The sequence below is a fragment of the Planktothricoides raciborskii GIHE-MW2 genome (assembly GCF_040564635.1).
Lineage (GTDB): Bacteria > Cyanobacteriota > Cyanobacteriia > Cyanobacteriales > Laspinemataceae > Planktothricoides > Planktothricoides raciborskii.
The window spans coordinates 1,131,693-1,152,011 of sequence record NZ_CP159837.1; the positions used below are offsets into that span (position 1 = coordinate 1,131,693).

Consider the following 20,319-nt stretch of genomic DNA (forward strand, 5'->3'; position numbering starts at 1 on the left):
CCCTTCAAAAGGGGGTTTGGGGGATCTATCGGTTATTTGGCAAGAGATATAATTTAGAATTCATCACATTTTTTACTACATGAGCAATTAAAATTATCAAAAATTATCAAAATTTTAAAAACATTGAAAGTATAACAATTTATCAATTTACTAGATATAACTATCGGCTAAGATTGCTCTTTTAAAATTGCTCCTTCAAGGTTGGCAGTTTTTAAATAAGCTCCTTCTAAATTGGCTTGACTTAAATCAGCCCCTCTCAGGTCTGCTAAACCCAGAAAAGCGCCGCTTAAATTGGCTCCTTTTAGTATCGCTCCTTTAAGGTTAGCAGCAAATAACCAAGCCCCGCTTAAATTGGCATCCCGGAGGTTGGCGCCACTTAGGTTGGCATTTTCTAAATCTGCATCGGCTAAATCTACTTTTTCGAGAATAATTTTGGCTAAATTAGCATCGCTCAGTTGTCCTTGATGGAGAGAAATAGAACTAAAATTTCTCTCTCCAGATTGATATCGTTTTAGCAGTTCTTCCGGTTGCATATTGCAGTCGATCTCCAATTGATTAATTTATTTAACCACTCTAGTTTATGGAGAAATTTAGCGGTTGCGCTGGTAAAACTAGCCACTTGCTTAAGTGGCACATAATTGGTCAGGACTGAGCCGCGAGAAACGGTTTAATGGCAAAATCTCCTAATGTGACAGTAAAACTCTGCTGTTTTTCGGTGGCGGTAAAGTTGATGATGACTTCACAAGCAACGGCCACTGTTAGGGTGACTAAATTTCTGGCTAAGGGATATTCACAAATGTCATCGTTGGTGGGTGAGGGGACGCGATAATCTTGGTTCCAGATGATTTCGGCATAGTCACTGGCCATTCCCAGATGCAAACAAGGAATGTTGTTGGTGGTGCAGTAATCTTTGACCGCTTGGCGGCTAATGCTATTGTCAAAGGTATCAATGACTAATCCCGGTTTACTAATAAGTTGCTTGGCATTTTGGGGGGTTAATTCTTTGGCTTCAATTTCCAGTTTTACCCCTAAAGCCCGATAAAGACTATTGGCTAAGATTTTGGCTTTGAATGCGCCAATATCTGAGCGATAATAGGGTTGGGTGGATAGGTTGCGTTCTTCTATGCGATCGCGATCGATGGTTTTGAGTTGACTAAAGCCACTGCGGGCTAAACTTTCCGTAAGATTAGCCCCTAGTGCCCCGGCGCCGCACACTGTCACGGGCAATGTTTTTAGTTTTGCCATGACTTCTGATGTTCTATAGATTTGTTCGTGAAAAAATATAGACATTTTTTTAGTTTTTTCTATGGTAAATCACCGGCAAAAATATCGATCGCTATATGTGCATTGCCCAGCTATTTTTAGCTTACCTTTGTTTACCAAAAATAACCGGGTTCAATGTTGGTTTGGCGGGTTTCTCCATTATATTTTAGGAGATATTCCCGGGCGATCGCCTTTTGTTTGCGGAGTTTTTTCACTTCCTCTTTGCCTAATTCTGTATCGGTAGATAGGAGAATTACTTGATGAGAAGCGGCGGGAAAATAACGTTCAATTAAGTTTTGCCGGTGTTCGGAGTCGAGACGACCTAATGGGGTGTCAATGGCTACCGGAAGTTCCCGTCCCGAAACCCGGGCAAGTCCCCAGAGAAAGGCGATCGCTAATAGTTGTTTTTCCCCGGCAGAAATTCGATGTTTGGGCACGGGTTCTCCCTGGAGATCGTAGAGAGAAAGGCTAAAGTCTTTGGTGTCAATGGCTACCCGGTGAACTAAATCTAATTTATGGAGTAAATAGCGGAAACAGTCGGTGACTTCTTTTTCGAGTTTACTGAGTTTTTTGATGGTTAATTTTTCCCGAAATAGTTTTAGGGTGTCTTGGACTCTGGCCGCTGTTTTAATTGTATGTTCATCTTGTTGGCGTTCAATGGTGTTGTCTACATAATTGATTAATTCTTTTTTGGCTTTGTTAATTTCTCGTTCTAGTTGGACAACGAGATGCTGGGCGTTTTCATAGTTAATTCTGGCTTTGATTAAGGCGGTTTGGGTCTTTTGTACCGCGTTTTTTAACTGTTCATAGATTTCCGGCGGTGGGGCAACTGCCAGTTGTTTTTCTATGGCGTTGAGTTGCAGTTCTAGCTGGTCAATTTCGGCGCGAGTTTGTTGGGCGGATTTGATGCGATCGCCTAAGTCAGATTGCACCACAATGCCCAGAGTTTCTAAGGCTTTTTCGTCCGCTGCTAACCAGGCATCTTTTTCGGCACCAATTTGATCTAATAGTTGTTGGTTTTCGTCCGCTAAAAATTGGTCAATTTTTTTGATTTGGTCGGCTTTTAATTTTAAGTTTTTGATATACTCTAAGAGGCGATCGCCCGTTGCTTGGACTAAAGCTTGAGCATTTTTTGCCTGTTGTCGCTTGGTTTCTCTTTCCCCTTGGGTACGGGCCGCTATTAGCAATGGTTGAATTAATGCTAAGGGTAATTTTTCGGCGGCTAATTCTCGTAAATATTGGCGCGATCGCTCAATTTGCCCCTCTAAATCGGCTTTTTGTCTTTCCAGGTCTGCTTCTCTTGAGGCAATTTTACCCCCTTCCGAGAGAAAGCGATCGCTGGCTTCTTTGGCTTTTTTTTCGGCTTTTTCCAACTGAGTTTTTAGGGTAGCTTCCTCCGCTTGTGCCTCCGCTAACTCAGCCTGATATTTTTTCAGCTTGATGTCAATTTCATCTAAACTAATTTTTTGTTGGAAATTCGCCAGCTTCTTTTGTTTCCGCTTGACGAGAATATCAATATCAATAGATAGCCTTTCGATTAATTCCAAGCCCAGCAGGGACTCGATCGCTTTGACCACCGTCGAGGGGGGAACCTCTTGTTCTGCTAACTCTTTCACCTGTTCCCCATCAAATAAGAATAGGTTAGAAATTCCCAGGGGCAGCAGATTTTCAATATACTCGTCCCAAGTTTCCGTTAGATAATCGTCTTTCCAGTAATCTTGCTGACTTTCATTCCACTCTAAAATCCCTAACGTATCTTTGCCGTCTTTGGGGTTTTTTGTCCAATAGCGGACAATTCTTAATTCCACCCAGCGATTGCGATCGATATGTTTAAAAGCCAACTCCAAACGGCTTTTATCCGTAAACGGAGATTGGCGATTCACACATTGAGAGAGAAAATCACCATAACTCAAATTTCCCCGCGTGGAACATTGCGCCCGTGACCCATATAAAGCGAGGCGAATTGCATCCATCAGGGTAGTTTTTCCGCCCCCATTCATGCCGCCAAATAGGATAATCGGGCGGGTTTCTCCAGCTTCGGCTTCCGGGTGAAAGTTAATGATTTGTTTGCCCACATAAGGGCCAAAATTTTCTAAGACAAGTTCAGTGAGAATCATGGTTGATTATATATGTGGTTATGGGTTGCGAATCCGTTATCTATCTGTTGTTCAAATCAATCATCACCATCCACCGCATCCACTCCTTGCTGCCCATATTTAACGTCCGACCAAGGGTTTAACTCAAGCTGTTTCACCTCATCAATACCCCCACCACCAGCGGCAACCTTTAAATCCCGCTGATAATAAGCAGTTCCTACCGCGTCTTTTTCATCACGGGAACTACTTTCAAAGCAACCATCCAACGCTTCAAAAATGCCGCGTCGTTTAACGTAATAGTGGGATTCGGTGCCAATCAGTTTTGACATCAGTTCTAAATACATCGAATCTTCAGCACAAATTTCCTGAAGAATTTCCCATTCATCGCTGCCTAATAGTTTTTTGGCAACTCCTACTCGCGGGTCATTAAAAGGTTGCCCGGTGACTTCTTCATAGATTTTCGGCAAACTGTCATCTAACTCGTGTTTTTCTTCCAGCCAAATCCGGCGAATTTCGCTGAGTTCGTCATCAGAAATCAGGGTAATATCCCTCATGTCTTCCGGGGCAGTTCGCCGAATTTCTGTTTGCGCTTCCAGCAGTTTCCTGAGCAAATATTCTCGATATTCTTTAGTATATGGCCCACGAATCGGTTTGACAGAAATTTTGCCATCAATATTCCGTTCAAAGAGTTGAACCGTACCCCAAATTCGGCGAAAGTCTCTTTTATCGTGTTCGTTCCATATATCTAATTCGAGACGAAAATCAACGAGAGGCTGTAGCCATTCTTTTTCTTCGTCATTTTGGATCATAGCGTTTAAAGATTTATCGCTATCTACCAGGGTGCAAACCCAGCAACCAAACCGTGAACTACCACAACTAGGGGTTGAAGTATCTACTACTAACGGACATTCATTATCCGCAGTGGCTCCTCGATACATGGCGAATAAATCTTTATTGCTATGTCCCCAGGGATTTTCCCATTGCATTAGATATAGCCAAACTTCATCAGTCCGCCAATCTTCAATTGGGCTATAAAGTAAAGAATTCGGCAAATGAGGATGTGGACTCAGGCGATCGCGCACTCTTTTAGCTTCACGCTTAGTCATAATATTAGCGCGATTAATACTTTCAGTTTTGCGAATACCTAAAACTACAATTGCCTCACCATTAGAACGGACAATATTGCGAATAAATCGGTTAGATGGATCGATCTTTAATCGCGAAGTACACCATCTAAATTTGTGACGAGGGGCTGGATAACCTTTGCCAATTAAACCAGTCCAATATGTTTGAGAAATTTCTGGCTTTAAAAGATGTGCCTGAATCGGCATTTCTTTTTCTTTTGCTGCTTTTCTCAGACGCTCCATCGATTTTTTCACCCAAGCAGCAACAATCGGATTCTCAACTAATGTATCTGTAGTAATTACATAAATGGTTTTTTGGCGTTTTTCTTTAGGCAATTCGGCGATCGCATTCCAAACCAACTGTAAAACAGAGGTACTATCTTTTCCCCAAGATACACCAATAATCCAAGGGATATCATCCGCACAATATAATTCTTGAATTTCAGCGGTTAAAAATTTGATATCTTCAACTAGCTGATCAACACTACGTCCTGGGAATAGTAATGTTTGTGTCTCTGCCACTTTTTTCACCTCTGCTTATGGTCTAAATATATTTTTTCTATGCCAGTCTAATGCTTTAATACTGGGAAAATATTGCTCTAAATTTGGTAAAGAAATATTTTCAAAATGAAACTCTTTTAATGGCTTGGCATTCGGTGAATCTTCTTGTAAATCTTCAGCTACTAAAATTCTATAATTATCATCTATACTCAACCAACCGCGATCGAATGCCCAATGATGATTTTTACACAGTGAAAGTCCGTTATTAATATGACTGTTATAAAACTGTGCAAATGGTTGAATATGCGCTCCATCGACAATATTTTGAGTTAAGTTTCTTGTGACTTTTAATCTACAAATTGCACATCGGTAATCATAGACATGAACAACTGCTTTACGAAAGAAAGAATTTCTGACTAATGCTTTTCTGATGACTAACTTAGGTTTTTTCTCGAAATCGGAAAATTCATCATCTTGTGGCTGTTGGTTATGGTTTTCTTGTAATGATTCATTGACTCGTAAAATATCTTCTATTTCTTGTTGGTAATCGGCGAACCAGACAGCAATCAGAGTATCAATCAATTCTTGCAGAGAATTATTATCTTGCAATAATTCAAATAATTCTAGATCCAAACTAGCATATTCAACTGCTTCTTTTAGCTTATTGGTAGTTTTGGGTTGTAAGCCATTAAATTTGTCTGTAAATTTTAAATGCCAAAATCCCTCACTTTGTAAATGAAAAAATGGATAATGTAAACCGCCTTTATACGAGGAATCAGACGATAAGACATTCCAGTATTTTTTAAAGTTATCAATTAATTCATCTGAGACAAATATTTTATTATCTTGGATTGTTCCTTGTGTAATTAAATCAATTACTGATAAAAGTAAAATAGGCTTATAATAAGCCTGTCCCTTGGTTTTATTCCGACTTACATTCAAACTAGAAAAAATTTCTGAATAGTAATTTATATCCCGATTCTGATTTTTTGATGATTCACTGTTACTCATTTTTCATTTCCTCTAGAAAATCGATCGCCCACTAATACCACTAAAGAGTCATGTTCTGGGGTGAACGACCCACCCAAACACTGTCACCAATCAGCAATTAAGCAAATCGCAATTGGGGAATATCGGCAAAAGCGATCGCCTCTACTCTGGAACATAGTTGCACCCTAAAATATTGACAAAAAAACAAAAATGTGCATTAGGCATCGGCGTCCTAGGTAGTTTTTATCTAGACCGCATTATTTTTTAAAAACTGCAAAAGTATCGTAGCATATTAACCAGCGATTTTCAAAAACTTTACAAAAATTGCTCCTCAGCAACCATGAACAGCGACCCCAAACAACCTCCGAACATTGCCAAGCAAATACTGGAACAGGATCAGCAAGACCGAGAAGCCCTAGCCCTGCTATTAGATCGCCATTTGTCCAGAAGCGATCGCCTCCTAGTCCAGCAGACTCACATGGGCAACACCGAAGCCTTCATTGGATCCGTGACCTTAGAATGGCTAGACAGTCGAGTCCGTTTTGCCTCGCAACTGCCCCTATTCCGCAAAAAATTTGACCCGGAAACCGACAACGTAATCCGGGACGAGGAAACCATCGACGATATCTTGCAACGACCCCTCGACTGGTCTAGACAAGCGCCCCTCAGCCTGTATCTGGTCGCCCGCAAAGCCCACAAATTCCCCGCCGTCCTGGTTGTCCTCAGCGCCAGTTGGGTAGACGACCCCCACGCGGACGAATGGGACGAACAAGGACGCGCCCGCCAATCCGCCGCCGATTTCACCCCATTAGATAAAGATGGCACCGTAGGACTATTAGACATTACTGAAAAAGTCTCTATTTTTGCCCTAGATGGCCAACACCGACTCATGGGCGTTCAAGGGTTAATGCAACTAATTAAAACCGGCAAAATTCAACGCTATAACAAACAGAAAAAGGCGATCGGTAATCCCATCACCATTGAAGACCTACAAAAGCAATATCAAGTTGAACCCAACCATGTCCAAACTTTAGCCTATGAAAAAATCGGCATTGAATTTATCCCCGCCGTCGTGAAAGGGGAAACTCGCGAAGAAGCCCGCTTGCGAGTTAGGTCTATTTTTGTCCATGTTAACCTCATGGCCGTTAACCTCAGCAAAGGCCAATTAGCGGTACTAAATGAAGATGATGGTTTTTCCATTGTGGCTCGGAAAATTGCCGTCCAACATCCTTTATTTAAAGAAACTAAATATCGCAAACCTCGCGTTAATTGGGATAGTGCTACGGTCGCCAGCAAATCCACAGTTTTAACCACTTTACAAGCGCTCAAAGATATGTCTGAGCGTTACTTATCTGCTCGTTTTCCCACTTGGCAAACTTCAGACAATAAAGGGTTAATTCCCATGCGTCCCGAAGATGAAGAACTAGAAGCTGGAGTGGCTGAATTTAGTCAGCTTTTCGACCATTTAAGCAAGTTATTAAGTTATGAACGTTTAGAATATGAAGCCGAAACCCCAAAAATGCGCCGATTTAGCCATGAAAAAAGCGGCGGTGAGGGGAATTTTCTTTTCCGTCCCGTGGGTCAGGTTGCTTTTGCTCAAGCGATGGGTATTTTAGTCTATGAAAAAGGATTTTCTCTGGAGAGTTTATTTGAAAAACTTAGCCGGTTTGATACAGACGGCGGTTTTAGTGGCATGGAACATCCCCAGTCTATTTGGTATGGGATATTATACGACCCAAATCGCAAGCGGGTGTTAGTGGCTGGTCGTGATTTAGCGGCCAAGTTGCTGGTGTATCTTTTAGGGGGAATTACTGACAATTATGAGCGAGCTAATCTGCGGAAAGAAGTGGCGATAGCTCGTACTTTTGGCAGTCAAGCCATGAACTTTGATGGTAAATTTGTGGAGCCGAAAAAAATCGTTTTGCCTCCTATTTTGGGGTAATTTGGCAACGGATGGGATAACTGATGGGGTAATGGAAAAATAAAAGGTGATTTTTTTACCACAGAGACACAAAGGACACAGAGAGAAAAACCATTATCCCATCGGTTGCCAATCACTATTTATGACTAAAACAGTTAATCTATCCGTTGGCAACTATCCGCTGCCGATCAAAAAATAAAATGTGATTTTTTTTACCACAGAGACACAAAGGACACAGAGAGAAAAACCATTATCCCATCGGTTGCCAATCACTATTTATGACTAAAACAGTCAACCCATCCCTTGCCAACTATCCGCTGCCAACTGCCTAGGAGTTGCCAATTTTTACCCGCCCCATTAAACCTCAATTATCATCATCAAAATCAGACTCTTCATATGAATATTCACTTTCGTTTAAAGTGGAAATTTCCTGATTTAATGGTCTATCAAAATTCTCTAACCAGTCACTAAATTGCTGTGAAGTAATGCCAAACCATTTCCGACAAAATTTACTCATCCGGTTTTTAGCCTTAACATTGGCTTTTTGTTGGCAAACTTTAGAAGTCATACTGGGATAATTCTTTTTCAGGGTTTTTTCTTCGTCTTTTACCAAAGCGTCTAAATACAATTTTCTTGCTTGACTTAAAAGACGGGCGATCGCCTCTTTTTCTTCCGGGGTAAATTCCTCGCTTCGAGAAACTTGCATAAACTCTAATAAGAGATACCGGAAATAGACCGCATCAGCGGGAGATAGTGTGGTAAAGTCTAAAAAAGCATAGTCTTGTTGGCGATCGAATATCTTAATCCGATCTAATGATAATTCTAAGGCCAAATTCCAAGACCGGATCCAAACTTCAGCCCGTTCTTTAAAAGTCTTGGCATCATACCCTAAATCGTGTTTTAGACTCGCCAAAGTTAAGACCGCACCAGATAAAAAAGCCTGAGTAAACAGCCACTTGTAAATATTGTCGGCAGTTTTCAATAATTCATCATTAATTTCTCGTTTCCGGTTAAATAATTTCTTGGCACGTTCCTGCTCAAACTCTTTTTCTTTATATTGAATAATTTCCCAAGCTTTTACGGTTTCAGTTTTATCTTGAACTGTACCACCATCCAAGCGAGCCGTTTGATTATTTTTTAACCATTGCTCGTGATCTTCTTTAAGAGTCCAGTAAATCCCTAACCCTTTGAACATCGCATCATTTGCCAAAATAGCATGAGCCGCCCCAGCCGTCCAGTTATTTTGTAAGTCTTTTAAGGCTTCAATGTGACATTTAAACGGAAAAAATTCAGAAAAAATATTCATAATCACACTGCCCCAGCCATCCCAAAACTTTTCAATTAATGTTTTTAACTGTGTCTTGGGAAAATGCTCATTCCTTAAATCATTTCTCACAAAAGCTATCGGCCCATTCATTCCTTCATCGACGATTTCTGAATCCAGCCATTTATTAATTTCTAATTCATACTGAAGTCGCCGGTCTTTGTCAGTTTTTTTCGCGGTTCCTTGAATCGTTTTATTCACATCTTTAATATACTTATCTGGCCCGCGTAATGCCCATTCTATAGCACTATTCAGCATCAAAATGCTGGCTAAAGCCGTCTTGCGAACTGGCACCCCTTCCCCTTGTTCATGGGGATAATCGTATTCAATGGCGTGCAAAGGAAACCGCGCATCTTTTGTGCGGAGATGATTTAAAAATTCCCTGACAAAAATAGACGTTAACTCGGAATCCGAAAGCAAAATCAATCGAGATTTACTGGGGGTTCGCGCATTCTTATTTACATCCACAAAAAGCTTCCGCGCCGCTTTATGAGGATTTGGCCATAATGAATTGTCAGAGGTAGGGTGTGGAAACCAACAAATACAGACCGGAAATTCGATATTTTCCAACAAATCAGGGGGCGGATTATTTAATAACTCGTTAATTCGTTTCTCATAAAAATAACGATAAGCCCCACCAGTCCCCGCATCCCAATTGCGATCGATAGTGCGACGAATCGCTAACAATGCCATTGCCCGATGTTGCCCATCAATCACCACCAGTTTAACGTGCTTAGTATTAAAATCTAAGCGACCTAGGGGAGTTTTATGCAGCATTTGATTATTCTTATCCCAGAATTTTAACACCCGAAATGCCTCTCCATATTGCGTTTGTTCCCAGGTATTTCCATCAACCTGGGTAACTGAAATATCTAGATTTTCAGGATAACTATCGATTGGATTTGGCCCATCAAACGGTAATACTGCTGCAAGAATCGGCGTATAAAATGCCGGACCGCCAAAATTGGGTTTAAGCAAATAATCGACTAAATCTGTGGCTACCCGGTAATCATCCAGATCCCGTTGCAGCAATTGGTTAAAATCCAGATCGTCAATATTGAGAACTTCGCGCACTGGGGCTAAATATTTAGTCAGAATGCCTTCGGGAGTAGTATCTGCTTTTAGCTTGGCTTTAGTCATTAAATAAGAGACTTTTCCGGCAAGGGTATGGAATTCGCCATAAGTTCCTTGAGTTTTAACTTCCCAATCTTGGATTGATGGACCTAGCATTTTTTCGTTGACTCCTATATATATTGTTTCTGGGTTTCCCTGTGTGAGAGAAAGAAACCGGGTTTCTGGTCGGGAAACCAAAGTTAACGGTGGAACTTGAACAAGAAACCAGGTTTCTTGTTTTTACAGAAACTTGCTCAAATCAAAAGAAAACTGCCCGGTATCTTCCTGCTTAAACCGCTCAGAAATCAGCATTAACATGATTTGCTCGGTGTAGTCCACGGCGCCGCGCAATTCATCCCGCAAAATTTCTAACCCCCCATTGGCATATTCTTCAAAAATCTCCAGCCGTTTTTCCACCATTGTTTGGTCTAGAGTCCCCAGAATTTTCGCGTCTTTGGTTTCGGCGATCGCCAATAATTTGATGGCGACATCGTACCCACGGGTGACAAAAATATCCAAGTTAATTGGGCCGGGATCTTTTTTAGAAATTTGTCCCAAAGGCGATCGCTTCTTGCGTTTTGCCCCCAAAGCCGCAGCAAACACCATCACATCCGCATAGGTGGGAAAGGGAGAGTTATTATTTTCTGAAGTAGTTAAGGATTTAATCAACTCAGCTTTATCTTTAGCAATCCTAATTTTCAGAGCACTCATAAAACGGTTAGGCTATAATTAACGGCTATGATTAACAATAAAAAAGCGCTATAGATCATTATCTCATATTTTTTAGCGATCGACACAAAATCTCCGCCCCCAAAAAATTAACCCAGCTATCCCGTATTTTTACGGAGAAATCATGGAATTATACGGATAGCAATGGCGTTTTCCCATGAAAAAGGGTGGACAATGCCCACCATAAGAAAATTTTAATGATCTATGCCCATAGAATTTTAAATTAAAAAATTACCGCCAATTGCCCACCAAAGCAAACCCCGACCATAAACAAGGATGAAAGATTATATCATCCTTTAACCTTTTCTCATTAAAAATAAAAACACGAATATAATCAACTTAATCGTTATACAAATCCGGCAAATGAAATCGAACCAATTCCACAAAATTTGGCGCATCAACTGCCAAAGCATTTAACACATCACTGACGCTAATTGGGGGTTGACGAAGCTGTTTTGCTTGTTCTATAATAATTTGCGTCATAATCTGCGGATTTTCATTAAATAAACAAATTAAAAATTGATCCGCTGACCAAGCTTCAATTTCATAAATTGATAAAGCTGATGCGGGAAAATCTTTGAGATTGCTCGTCACAATAATATCAGCTTCAGCCATCACTGCTGCCGCGAGGATATGGCGGTCTTTTGGGTCATTTTTCATCTCTGGAATCAGAAATTCAAAACCCTTAACTGTAGCATTGGGGAAAAATTGGCGCATAGCCGATAAAAGTCGCTGTACTTGCTGGCTATTCATCTTATCGGTTTTGAGCAGATTCCGATTTACTTCTTCAAGAATTGTCTCACTCCAATAAACAAAACATCATATATGCCTTTTTCCGCTGCACGCAGTAAAGTATCTCGCAGGGACGATTTAAATAAAATACAAGCGTCTAAGACCACTTTGAATAAACCTGATTTCATCAATCTATTCCCTATTAAGCGTTTATTCTGCTGATATTTTAGCGGTTGGTTCGCTTAACTCAGATCCCAGAAAATAAAGACCGGCATCATGGCTCATCTGGGCAATGTCTCTAATATTTTTATGCCGCAATTTTGCCCAATTTTTCTGATAATCAATTAGATGATCAAACTGAATTTTACGATTAAGTCCTTCTCCGGTACTCGGAATCTCACCATTTTGGAGTATTTCTACCATATGTTGCCGGGAAAAATTCAGTAAATAGGCAGCTTCATTGATGGTTAATGGCTGATGAAATGTTTCTATAACTACCCCTTTTCCCTGGTTAAATTGATGGACAACTTGGCGAAGTAACTGCAAGATACACTGAGGCATTGGGATGGTTTCTCCGGTTTCTCCATCCAGGATTTGTAATTTGCGATCGGAGTGACCATTATTCAGCATATTTAATATTTGTGCTAATTTGGCTAAATCAGCTTTTTCGTTTTCATCGGCAACAATGGGTTCAATATTTACTTCAGTCATCGGTTAATTCTCCTATTTTGCTGGCATTTTGCTGGCAATTATGCTTTTATTATATAACGTGATTATGATCGATCGCCTCTGGGTTAAAACATCTCTGGTAAAACCTCTCTGGTAAAACATTTATGGAGAAACCGTCGGAACTGGCAATAATTCCAACTGATAACGATACAAAGCCACCGGATGACCTCCGGCATTAAAATAATCTGGGTCTTGGGGAGATAAATAAATCGCCGTAATTTGGTCAGCAGCGATTCGCGTTCGCGATCCGCTTTGCGGAATCGCCCCGGAATTTTGGAACTGATAACGGGTCGTAGTTTCCACTTCATTTAAATAAATATCCGTTTGACCATGAAAAATTTGTTGGGTAATTTCTGTAGCCACAAATTCATCCGGGGCAATAGTTTCACTTAACCGTCCTGTGACCACAGAAACCAATTGGCGATCGCCTCGCAGTCCCGTAATTTGCCGATTGGGATTTTCCGGATCGACTTTCACCGACAATATGCTATCATTCCCTAAATACGCTTGGGCAATATTCAACCCATTAAAAGCGCGATCTGCGACGACCAAAGTTTCCCGAAAATCCTGATTTTTTACTAAAGGAATCGGCACCAATGTAACCTTTTTACCCTTAGATGAATTTTGCCGATAAGTCGGTTCGCCAAACTTGACTAAAAACTTGATTGGTTGATGCAAATACTGACGATTACTTTCAAATCCGGGCGTGATTAATTTGGGGGCTAAAGGGGCAACTAAATCCACCAAGGTACTGCTGACTTCCCAAGTTCCAGCCATCCATTCAGGATAGCGTAAATCTCCTTGGGCTATCTCAACCGGGGGTTTACTTTCCCAATGGGGAAATTGGGCAATGCGATCGCCCAAAACACCGGCGATCGCTGAGTCATTACCCCACAACACCAGCATCAAGACTAAGCAAACTTTCCAGCAAACTTTCCAGCAAACTTTCCAGCAAACTTTTACAAGTAATTTCATAATAGTGGCATAATCCAATTAAAATTGTAGGTTGGATTGAGGCACGAAACCCAACACAAACCATAAAAATTCGTAGGGGCGAAGCATGACCGCAGTCAATTCATGGGTCTAATCAATAACTTATATGCGGTCATGCTTCGCCCTTACAATATTTTACCCAATAAATTATCTCCTCTTGGGGCGAAACATGACCACAGTAAGGGCGAAGCCTGACCGCAGTCAGGGCGGCGTTGCATGACCGCAGTCAGGGCGGCGTTGCATGACCGCAGTCAGGGCGGCGTTGCATGACCGCAGTCCAATTAATATTTTAAGCAATAAGCTATCTGCGGTCATGCAACGCCCCTACAATATTTTAATCAATAAATTATCTATAGTTTTAACCAATAAATCATTGGCGGGAAAAATTACGAATGGGCGATCGGTTAACTTAAATTGCCCGAATATTTCGATTCCGGGATCGGAATTGACAGATCGGTCAGAAATTTTCCCAGAGGCACACAGACCTGAACATAAACCCGTAAAATAGAACAAAGTAAAAATAAACCTGTAATTTCTCTATGTCTATATTGGCAGCGATCGCGGTTCTTGCCCTACTCATTTTCGTCCATGAACTAGGACATTTCCTAGCCGCTAGACTCCAAGGCATTCATGCGAATCGTTTTTCCATCGGCTTTGGCCCAGTATTGTGGAAATACCAAGGCCCCGAAACCGAATACGCCATCCGAGGCATTCCCCTGGGGGGTTATGTGGGATTTCCCGACGACGACCCGGACAGCGGAATTCCCCTTGATGACCCAAATTTACTCCGCAACCGGCCAATTCTTGACCGGGCGATCGTCATTAGTGCTGGGGTAATTGCCAACTTAATCTTTGCCTATGTACTATTAGTCGGTCAAGTCGCCATCGTTGGCATCCCAGAATTTAACTACCAACCGGGAGTAATTGTGGCGGAAATCATGTCCCAAGACTCTGCCGCTTATCGGGCTGGACTGCAAGCAAAAGATATTGTACTTGAAGTCAACAACCAAAAACTTGAGGCTTCCGAAGAAGCCATGCAACTGTTCATTCAAGAAATCCAAAATCATCCCAACCGAGAACTTTCTCTAATAATTCAAAGGGATGAAAAAACCTATCCCATAACCATTATCCCCAACGATCAAAACGGCAAAGGAATTATTGGGGTTCAGTTAGCCCAAAACCGGGAAGTTTTCAGACATAAAGCGGCAAATATTATTGATGCTTTTGTCTCTGGGGCGAATGAATTTCAGCGCCTCACCATGTTTACCCTCAACGGATTTGGTAAGCTAATTAGCAACTTTGGGGAAACCGCTGAACAAGTCGCAGGCCCCGTAGCAATTGTGGCGATCGGTGCCAATATTGCCAAAGATAATGCGGCCAACTTATTCCAATTTGCCTCGCTAATTAGTATTAACTTAGCGATTCTGAATATACTGCCCTTACCTGCCCTTGATGGCGGACAATTAGCGTTTCTCCTAATAGAAGCCTTACGAGGCAAACCCTTACCCACCCATATTCAAGATGGCGTGATGCAAACCGGGTTAATGCTATTATTGGGTCTAGGAATTTTCCTAATTATTCGGGATACAACGCAACTGGATTTTGTCCAGCAGTTATTCCAAGAATAACCAGAATAAATTCCGTGGTAGTGGTAGGGTGCGTTAGGCTGACCAGCCGTAACGCACCAACCAGCAATCCCGTGGTAGTAGTGGTAGGGTGGGTTAGGCTGACCAGCCGTAACGCACCAATCAGCACTCCTGTTGTAGTAGTAGGCTTAAAAATGTAGGTTGGGTTGACGAAGGAAACCCAAAACGAAGAATAATGTGGGGTTTCGTTCCTCAACCCAACCTACGAATCAAGCCACGAATCAAGCTAAATTCAATCATTCATTTAATAGATTCTATGAGTATTACTCGAAAATGGGCAGCCAAAGAACAACGGGCTATTGAAATATTGATTCGCTTAAAGCGCCTTTATCCCGATGCGAAATGCAGCCTAAACTATGAAACTCCTCTACAATTATTAGTCGCCACAATTCTATCCGCCCAATGTACCGATGAACGAGTCAATAAAGTAACCCCCGCATTATTTCAACGGTTTCCTGATGCCCAAGCTTTTGCCGAAGCTGATATCGCAGAAATCGAAAATTTAGTCCGTTCAACGGGCTTTTATCGTAATAAAGCGAAAAATATTCAAGGGGCTTGTCAAAAAATTGTGGAAAAATTTAAAGGTCAAGTCCCTAAACGCATGGAATTATTGTTAGAATTACCGGGAGTCGCCCGGAAAACGGCTAATGTGGTATTAGCCAATGCTTATGGTATTAATCAGGGAGTTACGGTTGATACTCATGTCAAACGTTTAAGTAATCGTTTGGCCTTAACCACTCATCAAGACCCGGTAAGAATTGAAAAAGATTTAATTAGATTAATTCCCCAAGAAGATTGGGAAAATTGGTCAATTCGCTTAATTTATCACGGACGGGCTGTTTGTCAAGCTAGAAAACCTATGTGCGATCGCTGTGATTTGGCGGAACTTTGTCCCTCTAAAAATGAATGAGCGATCGCCAACAGTCAACCCCCAAAAGCCAACCAACAACTCACAACAAATAACCAACAACAAATAAACTCATCAACACCTAACCGCCCAGTAGCAGCCTGCAAAATATTCAGGATGATTAAAAATTTTCGGTTGGCGCATAAAACCCATATAGTCAGCGAGTTATTAAAAATAATAGCGATAAAATAGCGAGCCAAAAATTAGTAATTATCATGGTAATAATTTGACTCTTTTATCAAAGATAAATAAATTTAATTCAATCAAATCAATCTGAATCTGAGTTGACAAAATAGATCATTGATATATCATTGATGGTTGATCCCCGATCGCTCAAATAGTAATTCTGCCTAATTCTGCCTAACTGCCTAATTCTGTCTAATTCAAGCCTAATCAAAGCCTAATTCAAGCCTAATTCAAGCCTAATTAAGATTTCTGTCATAAATTTTACCACTAAAATTGATAAAAGCAAAAAAATCTCAAGTTTTGAGGTTCCCTGACCCAATATGCGGGGATTTGTGATTTTCTGTGTCTCAGGAGTCAAATTATGTCACAATAACTGACATTATTAGACCCATGAGTGATTTAGGTCAATCCCAGCCTAAGTCGATTCATGTTAACCCGATGAAAACATTACATTTTATCTTATGACAGTATCCAGAACGATTTGCCTAGGTTTTCTGGCAATCATCAGCGTTGGTACGATTTTACTACTATTGCCTTGGTCAACCACAGAACCCGGTTTTAGTGATGTCATCACTGCTTTATTTACTTCCACTTCCGCCGTCTGTGTCACCGGGTTAGTTGTGAAAGACACGGGCACATATTATACAGGATTTGGACAGTTTATTATTGTATTGCTGATTCAGTTGGGTGGCTTAGGTTACATGACCGCCTCAAGTTTTTTGCTATTGTTACTGGGTCGCAAATTTCGGTTACGAGAAAAGCTGGCCATTCAACAATCTTTGGATAAACCGGGAATGGCGGGAGTTTTGCAGTTGGTTAAATCCATTATTGCCGCCACTCTGATTGTGGAAATTACCGGCATTTTTTTACTGATGCTAGTCTTCATCCCCAATTATGGTCAAGCTTATGGGCTGTGGTTGTCAATATTTCATAGTGTCAGCGCTTTTAATAATGCGGGATTTGGTTTATTTTATGATAACCTAGTCCAATATGTAGGAAATCCTTTAATTAACCTGGCAATTACCTTGTTAATTATTTTGGGCGGCATCGGCTATCAAGTAATGATGGAATTATTTTACTGGATGCGCGATCGGCTACAAGGCCGTTCCCAACGAGTCATATTTTCCCTTCATTTCAAAATTGCCACCACCACCACAATTTTTCTGCTAATTTTCGGTACTCTGATCTTTTTCATCATAGAATTCAGCAATCCAAATACCCTAGCCAGTTTGACCTTTGGCGAAAAAATATTAGCAGCTTGGTTTCAATCTGTCACCACCCGTACCGCTGGATTTAATAGCATTGATATTGGCAAAATGACCACCGCAGGTTTATGTCTCAGCATTGTGTTAATGTTTATCGGGGCTTCTCCGGGCAGTACCGGCGGCGGGATTAAAACCACCACCTTTCGAGTATTACTGAACACAGCGCAAACTGTTGTCCAAGGCCGTCAACAAGTGCTGTCTTTTCAGCGGCAAATTCCCATAGAATTAGTCCTGAAAGCTGTCGGACTGATTATGACCGCGATGTTTACCGTGTTCGCCGCTACTATGATGATTTGCATTAGTGACCCTGAAATTCCCGCGATTCAAATTTTGTTTGAAGTCGTTTCTGCTTTTGCAACAGTGGGCTTATCTACGGGAATTACTGCCAGTTTGACTCCCTTTGCCAAACTGGTTTTGGTTTTGACCATGTATATAGGTCGAGTCGGTCCATTGTTGCTGATGAATGCAATTCTGGGAGAACCCCAGCCCACAACTCTTCGTTACCCCGACGAAGAACTATTAGTTGGTTAATCAAGCATTGAATTTGTTGCCATTTACCATAGAGAATTAATAGGAGCATTAATGGTCAACTTATCGTCTCTAAGTTTTCTGCGTAATCTCCGCACCGACAACAAGCAATTTGCGGTGATTGGGTTAGGTCGTTTTGGTCGCGCTGTCTCTTCCACATTACATAGTTTGGGATATGAAGTGCTGGCAATTGATAACAATGAAACGAGTGTTAACCAAGCGTTAAAAGAGCAAATATCCTCCCATGCAATTCAACTAGATACTACCGATCCGATCGCCCTGGAGGAGGCAGGACTTTCTGATTTTGATGTGGTGATTGTAGCCATTGGGAATTATCTCGCCCAAAGTATTATTACCACTTTGAACTTAAAAGAGTTGGGCGTCAAGCACGTCGTGGCCAAAGCCTCCTCAGAAATTCACATGAAACTGCTGAATAAAGTCGGCGCCGATCATGTAGTTTTTCCCGAAAGAGAAATGGGATGTGAACTCGCCCGCAGTCTGACTAAACCTAGACTTTTAGATCAGTTTGAACTCGACCCCAATCATAGTATTGTGGAAATGCTAGTTCCTGCCCAATTTAACGGGAAAACCATCGCAGAATTAGAACTGAGAAATCGGTTTGGCATTAATGTGCTGGCGGTGGGTTCTGATGAGAAGTTTGAAATTAATCCGCCGCCGAATAAACGCATGGAAAAAGGAACGATGATGGTAGTGATTGGAGCCAATAAAGATATTGATCGCATCCCCTTGTAGTTAACTGTAGGGTGGGCAATGCCCACCCTACACCTATTTTTTAACTAATTTCTGGGTCTAAAACAATCTCAGTTTGATGGATTAAATCCTCAAAAGATAGAACAAATTTACTCCGAGAATAAGCCCCCGCTAGATTTTTCATTAAAGACCTTTGCATTTGGCTAGTCATTTGCCATAAAATTTGACGGGTGGGTTTAACCAAACTGTTCCATAAATGGAACAAGGCTAATTCAATATATTTCTCTGTTTTTAGCAGATCATCAAACACGACCCGACTCATCAATTGAGTTGGCTTGATCCACGCAAAAATCTTGGCTTTGTTGTTAATTTGATGCCAAAATCCCATACGAGGTGATTTCGCTTTTTGCTGGTTCAGCAAGACACTCACCGTTGGTTGATCGGTGAACTCATCCCCAACCATTTCTGGTGAAAGGAATAAGGGCAGTGGTAAGGTCAGCCATAAAATCAACAAACCGACGATCATTCCCCGAAAAATTCCCATAGCAAAATAGACCCATGACTAGAAAAAGAAATGGGACTTATTTAGTCCTGTAAGAAAGTCACTTGATTTTCCCAGGATGGCTGTGTTTAATGCGATCGCTTCTCACCGCCATGCTTAGTCAAACTAGCCCCCGGCTGCTCCATAGACGATCAACATCTATTTGCCGACTTTTTCCGTCGTCATATGCGTTGATTTGACCGGGTAAGACTATCTTGACTGACGGTTATTTCTGTGCTTTCTGGGTGACAGAAGCAAATTACCCACTCAACTTACCCTTGGTAAGTTTTTGTCTTACAGTTATCCAAGTCTCATCGTTTCTACTTCCAGATCCGATGGCCGGATGTCAAGCCCTCTTTTTTGATTATAACCCCTTTTATAAATTTATTGAGATCCCTAGAGCAAATTTCTGAAAAATTTATTTTTTTACTGCCAAAATTATTACAAATAGATTTGACATTAGCCATTAGCCATTAGCCATTAGCCATTAGCCATTAGCCATTAGCCATTCAAAGAGTAAATAGGACACCTAGGAAAGAGGCAGCATAAGCGATCGTCAGTGTAAATCAACGCAGCCGAACACTTTAGTTCTTAGTTCCAGTCTTCTCTTGGCAATGTATCCTGGCCATAGCCTGTAACAACAGCGATCGCGGCATCACCACTGAAAACTGAAAGCTGATACCTGAATGCTTACAAAAGCCCACCCTAGGGAATGCTATCAAATACTGGCCAAATACTGAAAATCATTCGGTGGTTCAAGCTGACCTGAAATGCGATGAACACCCGAAAATCTCAAGATAATCTAATTAGTTTTGAGTCTTAAACAAGCAATACTGAAAAATGCTGGAGGGAGAACTATGGAGAGGGAAAAACCGGATTGAAAAACACATTGAAAAACACATTGAAAAACACAACTAAGTGAGATATCCTCTGCTTTTTCAAGGAAAATAACCTTAGCTTAAGAGAATTGAAACCCACCGTGTTTCTATCCATCCCATCCCTGAAACAGCAGAGGTTTTC

At 41.2% G+C, this 20,319-nt stretch carries 18 protein-coding genes; 6 read left to right on the forward strand and 12 right to left on the reverse strand.

The window, feature by feature from the left end; all coding sequences use genetic code 11:
* Positions 1-167: 167 nt before the first annotated feature.
* The 5 genes from ABWT76_RS04655 to ABWT76_RS04675 form a co-directional block, all read right to left on the reverse strand.
* Positions 168-533, reverse strand: a complete 366-nt coding sequence (locus ABWT76_RS04655; RefSeq protein WP_054468556.1) for a pentapeptide repeat-containing protein — start codon at positions 531-533, stop codon at positions 168-170.
* Positions 534-642: 109 nt separating this feature from the next.
* Entirely contained in the window at positions 643-1,290 is a 648-nt protein-coding gene (locus ABWT76_RS04660; RefSeq protein ID WP_054468554.1) for a ThiF family adenylyltransferase, read from the reverse strand.
* 86 nt (positions 1,291-1,376) lie between these two features.
* The gene (gene dndD, locus ABWT76_RS04665) at positions 1,377-3,380 is read right to left on the reverse strand and encodes a DNA sulfur modification protein DndD (RefSeq protein ID WP_054468553.1); all 2,004 of its coding nucleotides are present in this window, start codon (positions 3,378-3,380) and stop codon (positions 1,377-1,379) included.
* A 56-nt stretch (positions 3,381-3,436) separates the two neighbouring features.
* Entirely contained in the window at positions 3,437-5,005 is a 1,569-nt protein-coding gene (dndC, locus tag ABWT76_RS04670; protein WP_354635720.1) for a DNA phosphorothioation system sulfurtransferase DndC, read from the reverse strand.
* Between the two features lie 15 nt (positions 5,006-5,020).
* On the reverse strand, positions 5,021-5,995 hold the full coding sequence (locus tag ABWT76_RS04675; RefSeq protein ID WP_354635721.1) for an HNH endonuclease: 975 nt from the start codon (positions 5,993-5,995) through the stop codon (positions 5,021-5,023).
* 319 nt (positions 5,996-6,314) lie between these two features.
* On the opposite strand from ABWT76_RS04675, the gene ABWT76_RS04680 reads away from it, so the two are divergent.
* The gene (locus ABWT76_RS04680) at positions 6,315-7,916 is read left to right on the forward strand and encodes a DGQHR domain-containing protein (protein WP_354635722.1); all 1,602 of its coding nucleotides are present in this window, start codon (positions 6,315-6,317) and stop codon (positions 7,914-7,916) included.
* A 343-nt stretch (positions 7,917-8,259) separates the two neighbouring features.
* Here the strand turns inward: ABWT76_RS04680 and ABWT76_RS04685 are convergent, their stop codons facing one another.
* The 6 genes from ABWT76_RS04685 to ABWT76_RS04710 all read right to left on the reverse strand — a co-directional run bounded on the left by ABWT76_RS04685 (position 8,260) and on the right by ABWT76_RS04710 (position 13,497).
* Positions 8,260-10,449, reverse strand: coding sequence for a hypothetical protein (locus ABWT76_RS04685; protein ID WP_354635723.1), 2,190 nt, complete (start codon positions 10,447-10,449; stop codon positions 8,260-8,262).
* Positions 10,450-10,572: 123 nt separating this feature from the next.
* On the reverse strand, positions 10,573-11,043 hold the full coding sequence (locus tag ABWT76_RS04690; RefSeq protein WP_054468544.1) for a DNA phosphorothioation-associated protein 4: 471 nt from the start codon (positions 11,041-11,043) through the stop codon (positions 10,573-10,575).
* Positions 11,044-11,400: 357 nt separating this feature from the next.
* Positions 11,401-11,814: a hypothetical protein gene (locus ABWT76_RS04695; protein WP_354635724.1), complete on the reverse strand. Its 414-nt coding sequence runs from the start codon at positions 11,812-11,814 to the stop codon at positions 11,401-11,403.
* A 26-nt stretch (positions 11,815-11,840) separates the two neighbouring features.
* Positions 11,841-11,981: a hypothetical protein gene (locus ABWT76_RS04700; protein ID WP_156331925.1), complete on the reverse strand. Its 141-nt coding sequence runs from the start codon at positions 11,979-11,981 to the stop codon at positions 11,841-11,843.
* 22 nt (positions 11,982-12,003) lie between these two features.
* Positions 12,004-12,504: a helix-turn-helix domain-containing protein gene (locus tag ABWT76_RS04705; protein ID WP_354635725.1), complete on the reverse strand. Its 501-nt coding sequence runs from the start codon at positions 12,502-12,504 to the stop codon at positions 12,004-12,006.
* Positions 12,505-12,624: 120 nt separating this feature from the next.
* The gene (locus ABWT76_RS04710; protein WP_354635726.1) at positions 12,625-13,497 is read right to left on the reverse strand and encodes a DUF6816 family protein; all 873 of its coding nucleotides are present in this window, start codon (positions 13,495-13,497) and stop codon (positions 12,625-12,627) included.
* Positions 13,498-13,756: 259 nt separating this feature from the next.
* On the opposite strand from ABWT76_RS04710, the gene ABWT76_RS04715 reads away from it, so the two are divergent.
* From ABWT76_RS04715 to ABWT76_RS04735, 5 genes are all read left to right on the forward strand, one after another.
* Complete coding sequence (locus ABWT76_RS04715) at positions 13,757-14,023, forward strand: hypothetical protein (protein ID WP_354635727.1); 267 nt, start codon at positions 13,757-13,759, stop codon at positions 14,021-14,023.
* Between the two features lie 31 nt (positions 14,024-14,054).
* Complete coding sequence (rseP, locus tag ABWT76_RS04720; RefSeq protein WP_354635728.1) at positions 14,055-15,143, forward strand: RIP metalloprotease RseP; 1,089 nt, start codon at positions 14,055-14,057, stop codon at positions 15,141-15,143.
* A gap of 274 nt (positions 15,144-15,417) precedes the next feature.
* Positions 15,418-16,071 carry an endonuclease III gene (nth, locus tag ABWT76_RS04725; RefSeq protein ID WP_054468525.1) on the forward strand — a complete coding sequence of 218 codons (654 nt, stop codon included), beginning with the start codon at positions 15,418-15,420 and terminating at the stop codon, positions 16,069-16,071.
* Between the two features lie 644 nt (positions 16,072-16,715).
* A complete protein-coding gene (locus ABWT76_RS04730) occupies positions 16,716-18,050 on the forward strand; it encodes a TrkH family potassium uptake protein (protein ID WP_054468521.1) in 1,335 nt (444 codons plus the stop codon).
* Positions 18,051-18,101: 51 nt separating this feature from the next.
* Positions 18,102-18,800, forward strand: coding sequence for a TrkA family potassium uptake protein (locus ABWT76_RS04735; protein ID WP_054468517.1), 699 nt, complete (start codon positions 18,102-18,104; stop codon positions 18,798-18,800).
* A gap of 40 nt (positions 18,801-18,840) precedes the next feature.
* Here the strand turns inward: ABWT76_RS04735 and ABWT76_RS04740 are convergent, their stop codons facing one another.
* Positions 18,841-19,302, reverse strand: coding sequence for a hypothetical protein (locus ABWT76_RS04740; protein WP_054468516.1), 462 nt, complete (start codon positions 19,300-19,302; stop codon positions 18,841-18,843).
* Positions 19,303-20,319 lie beyond the last annotated feature (1,017 nt).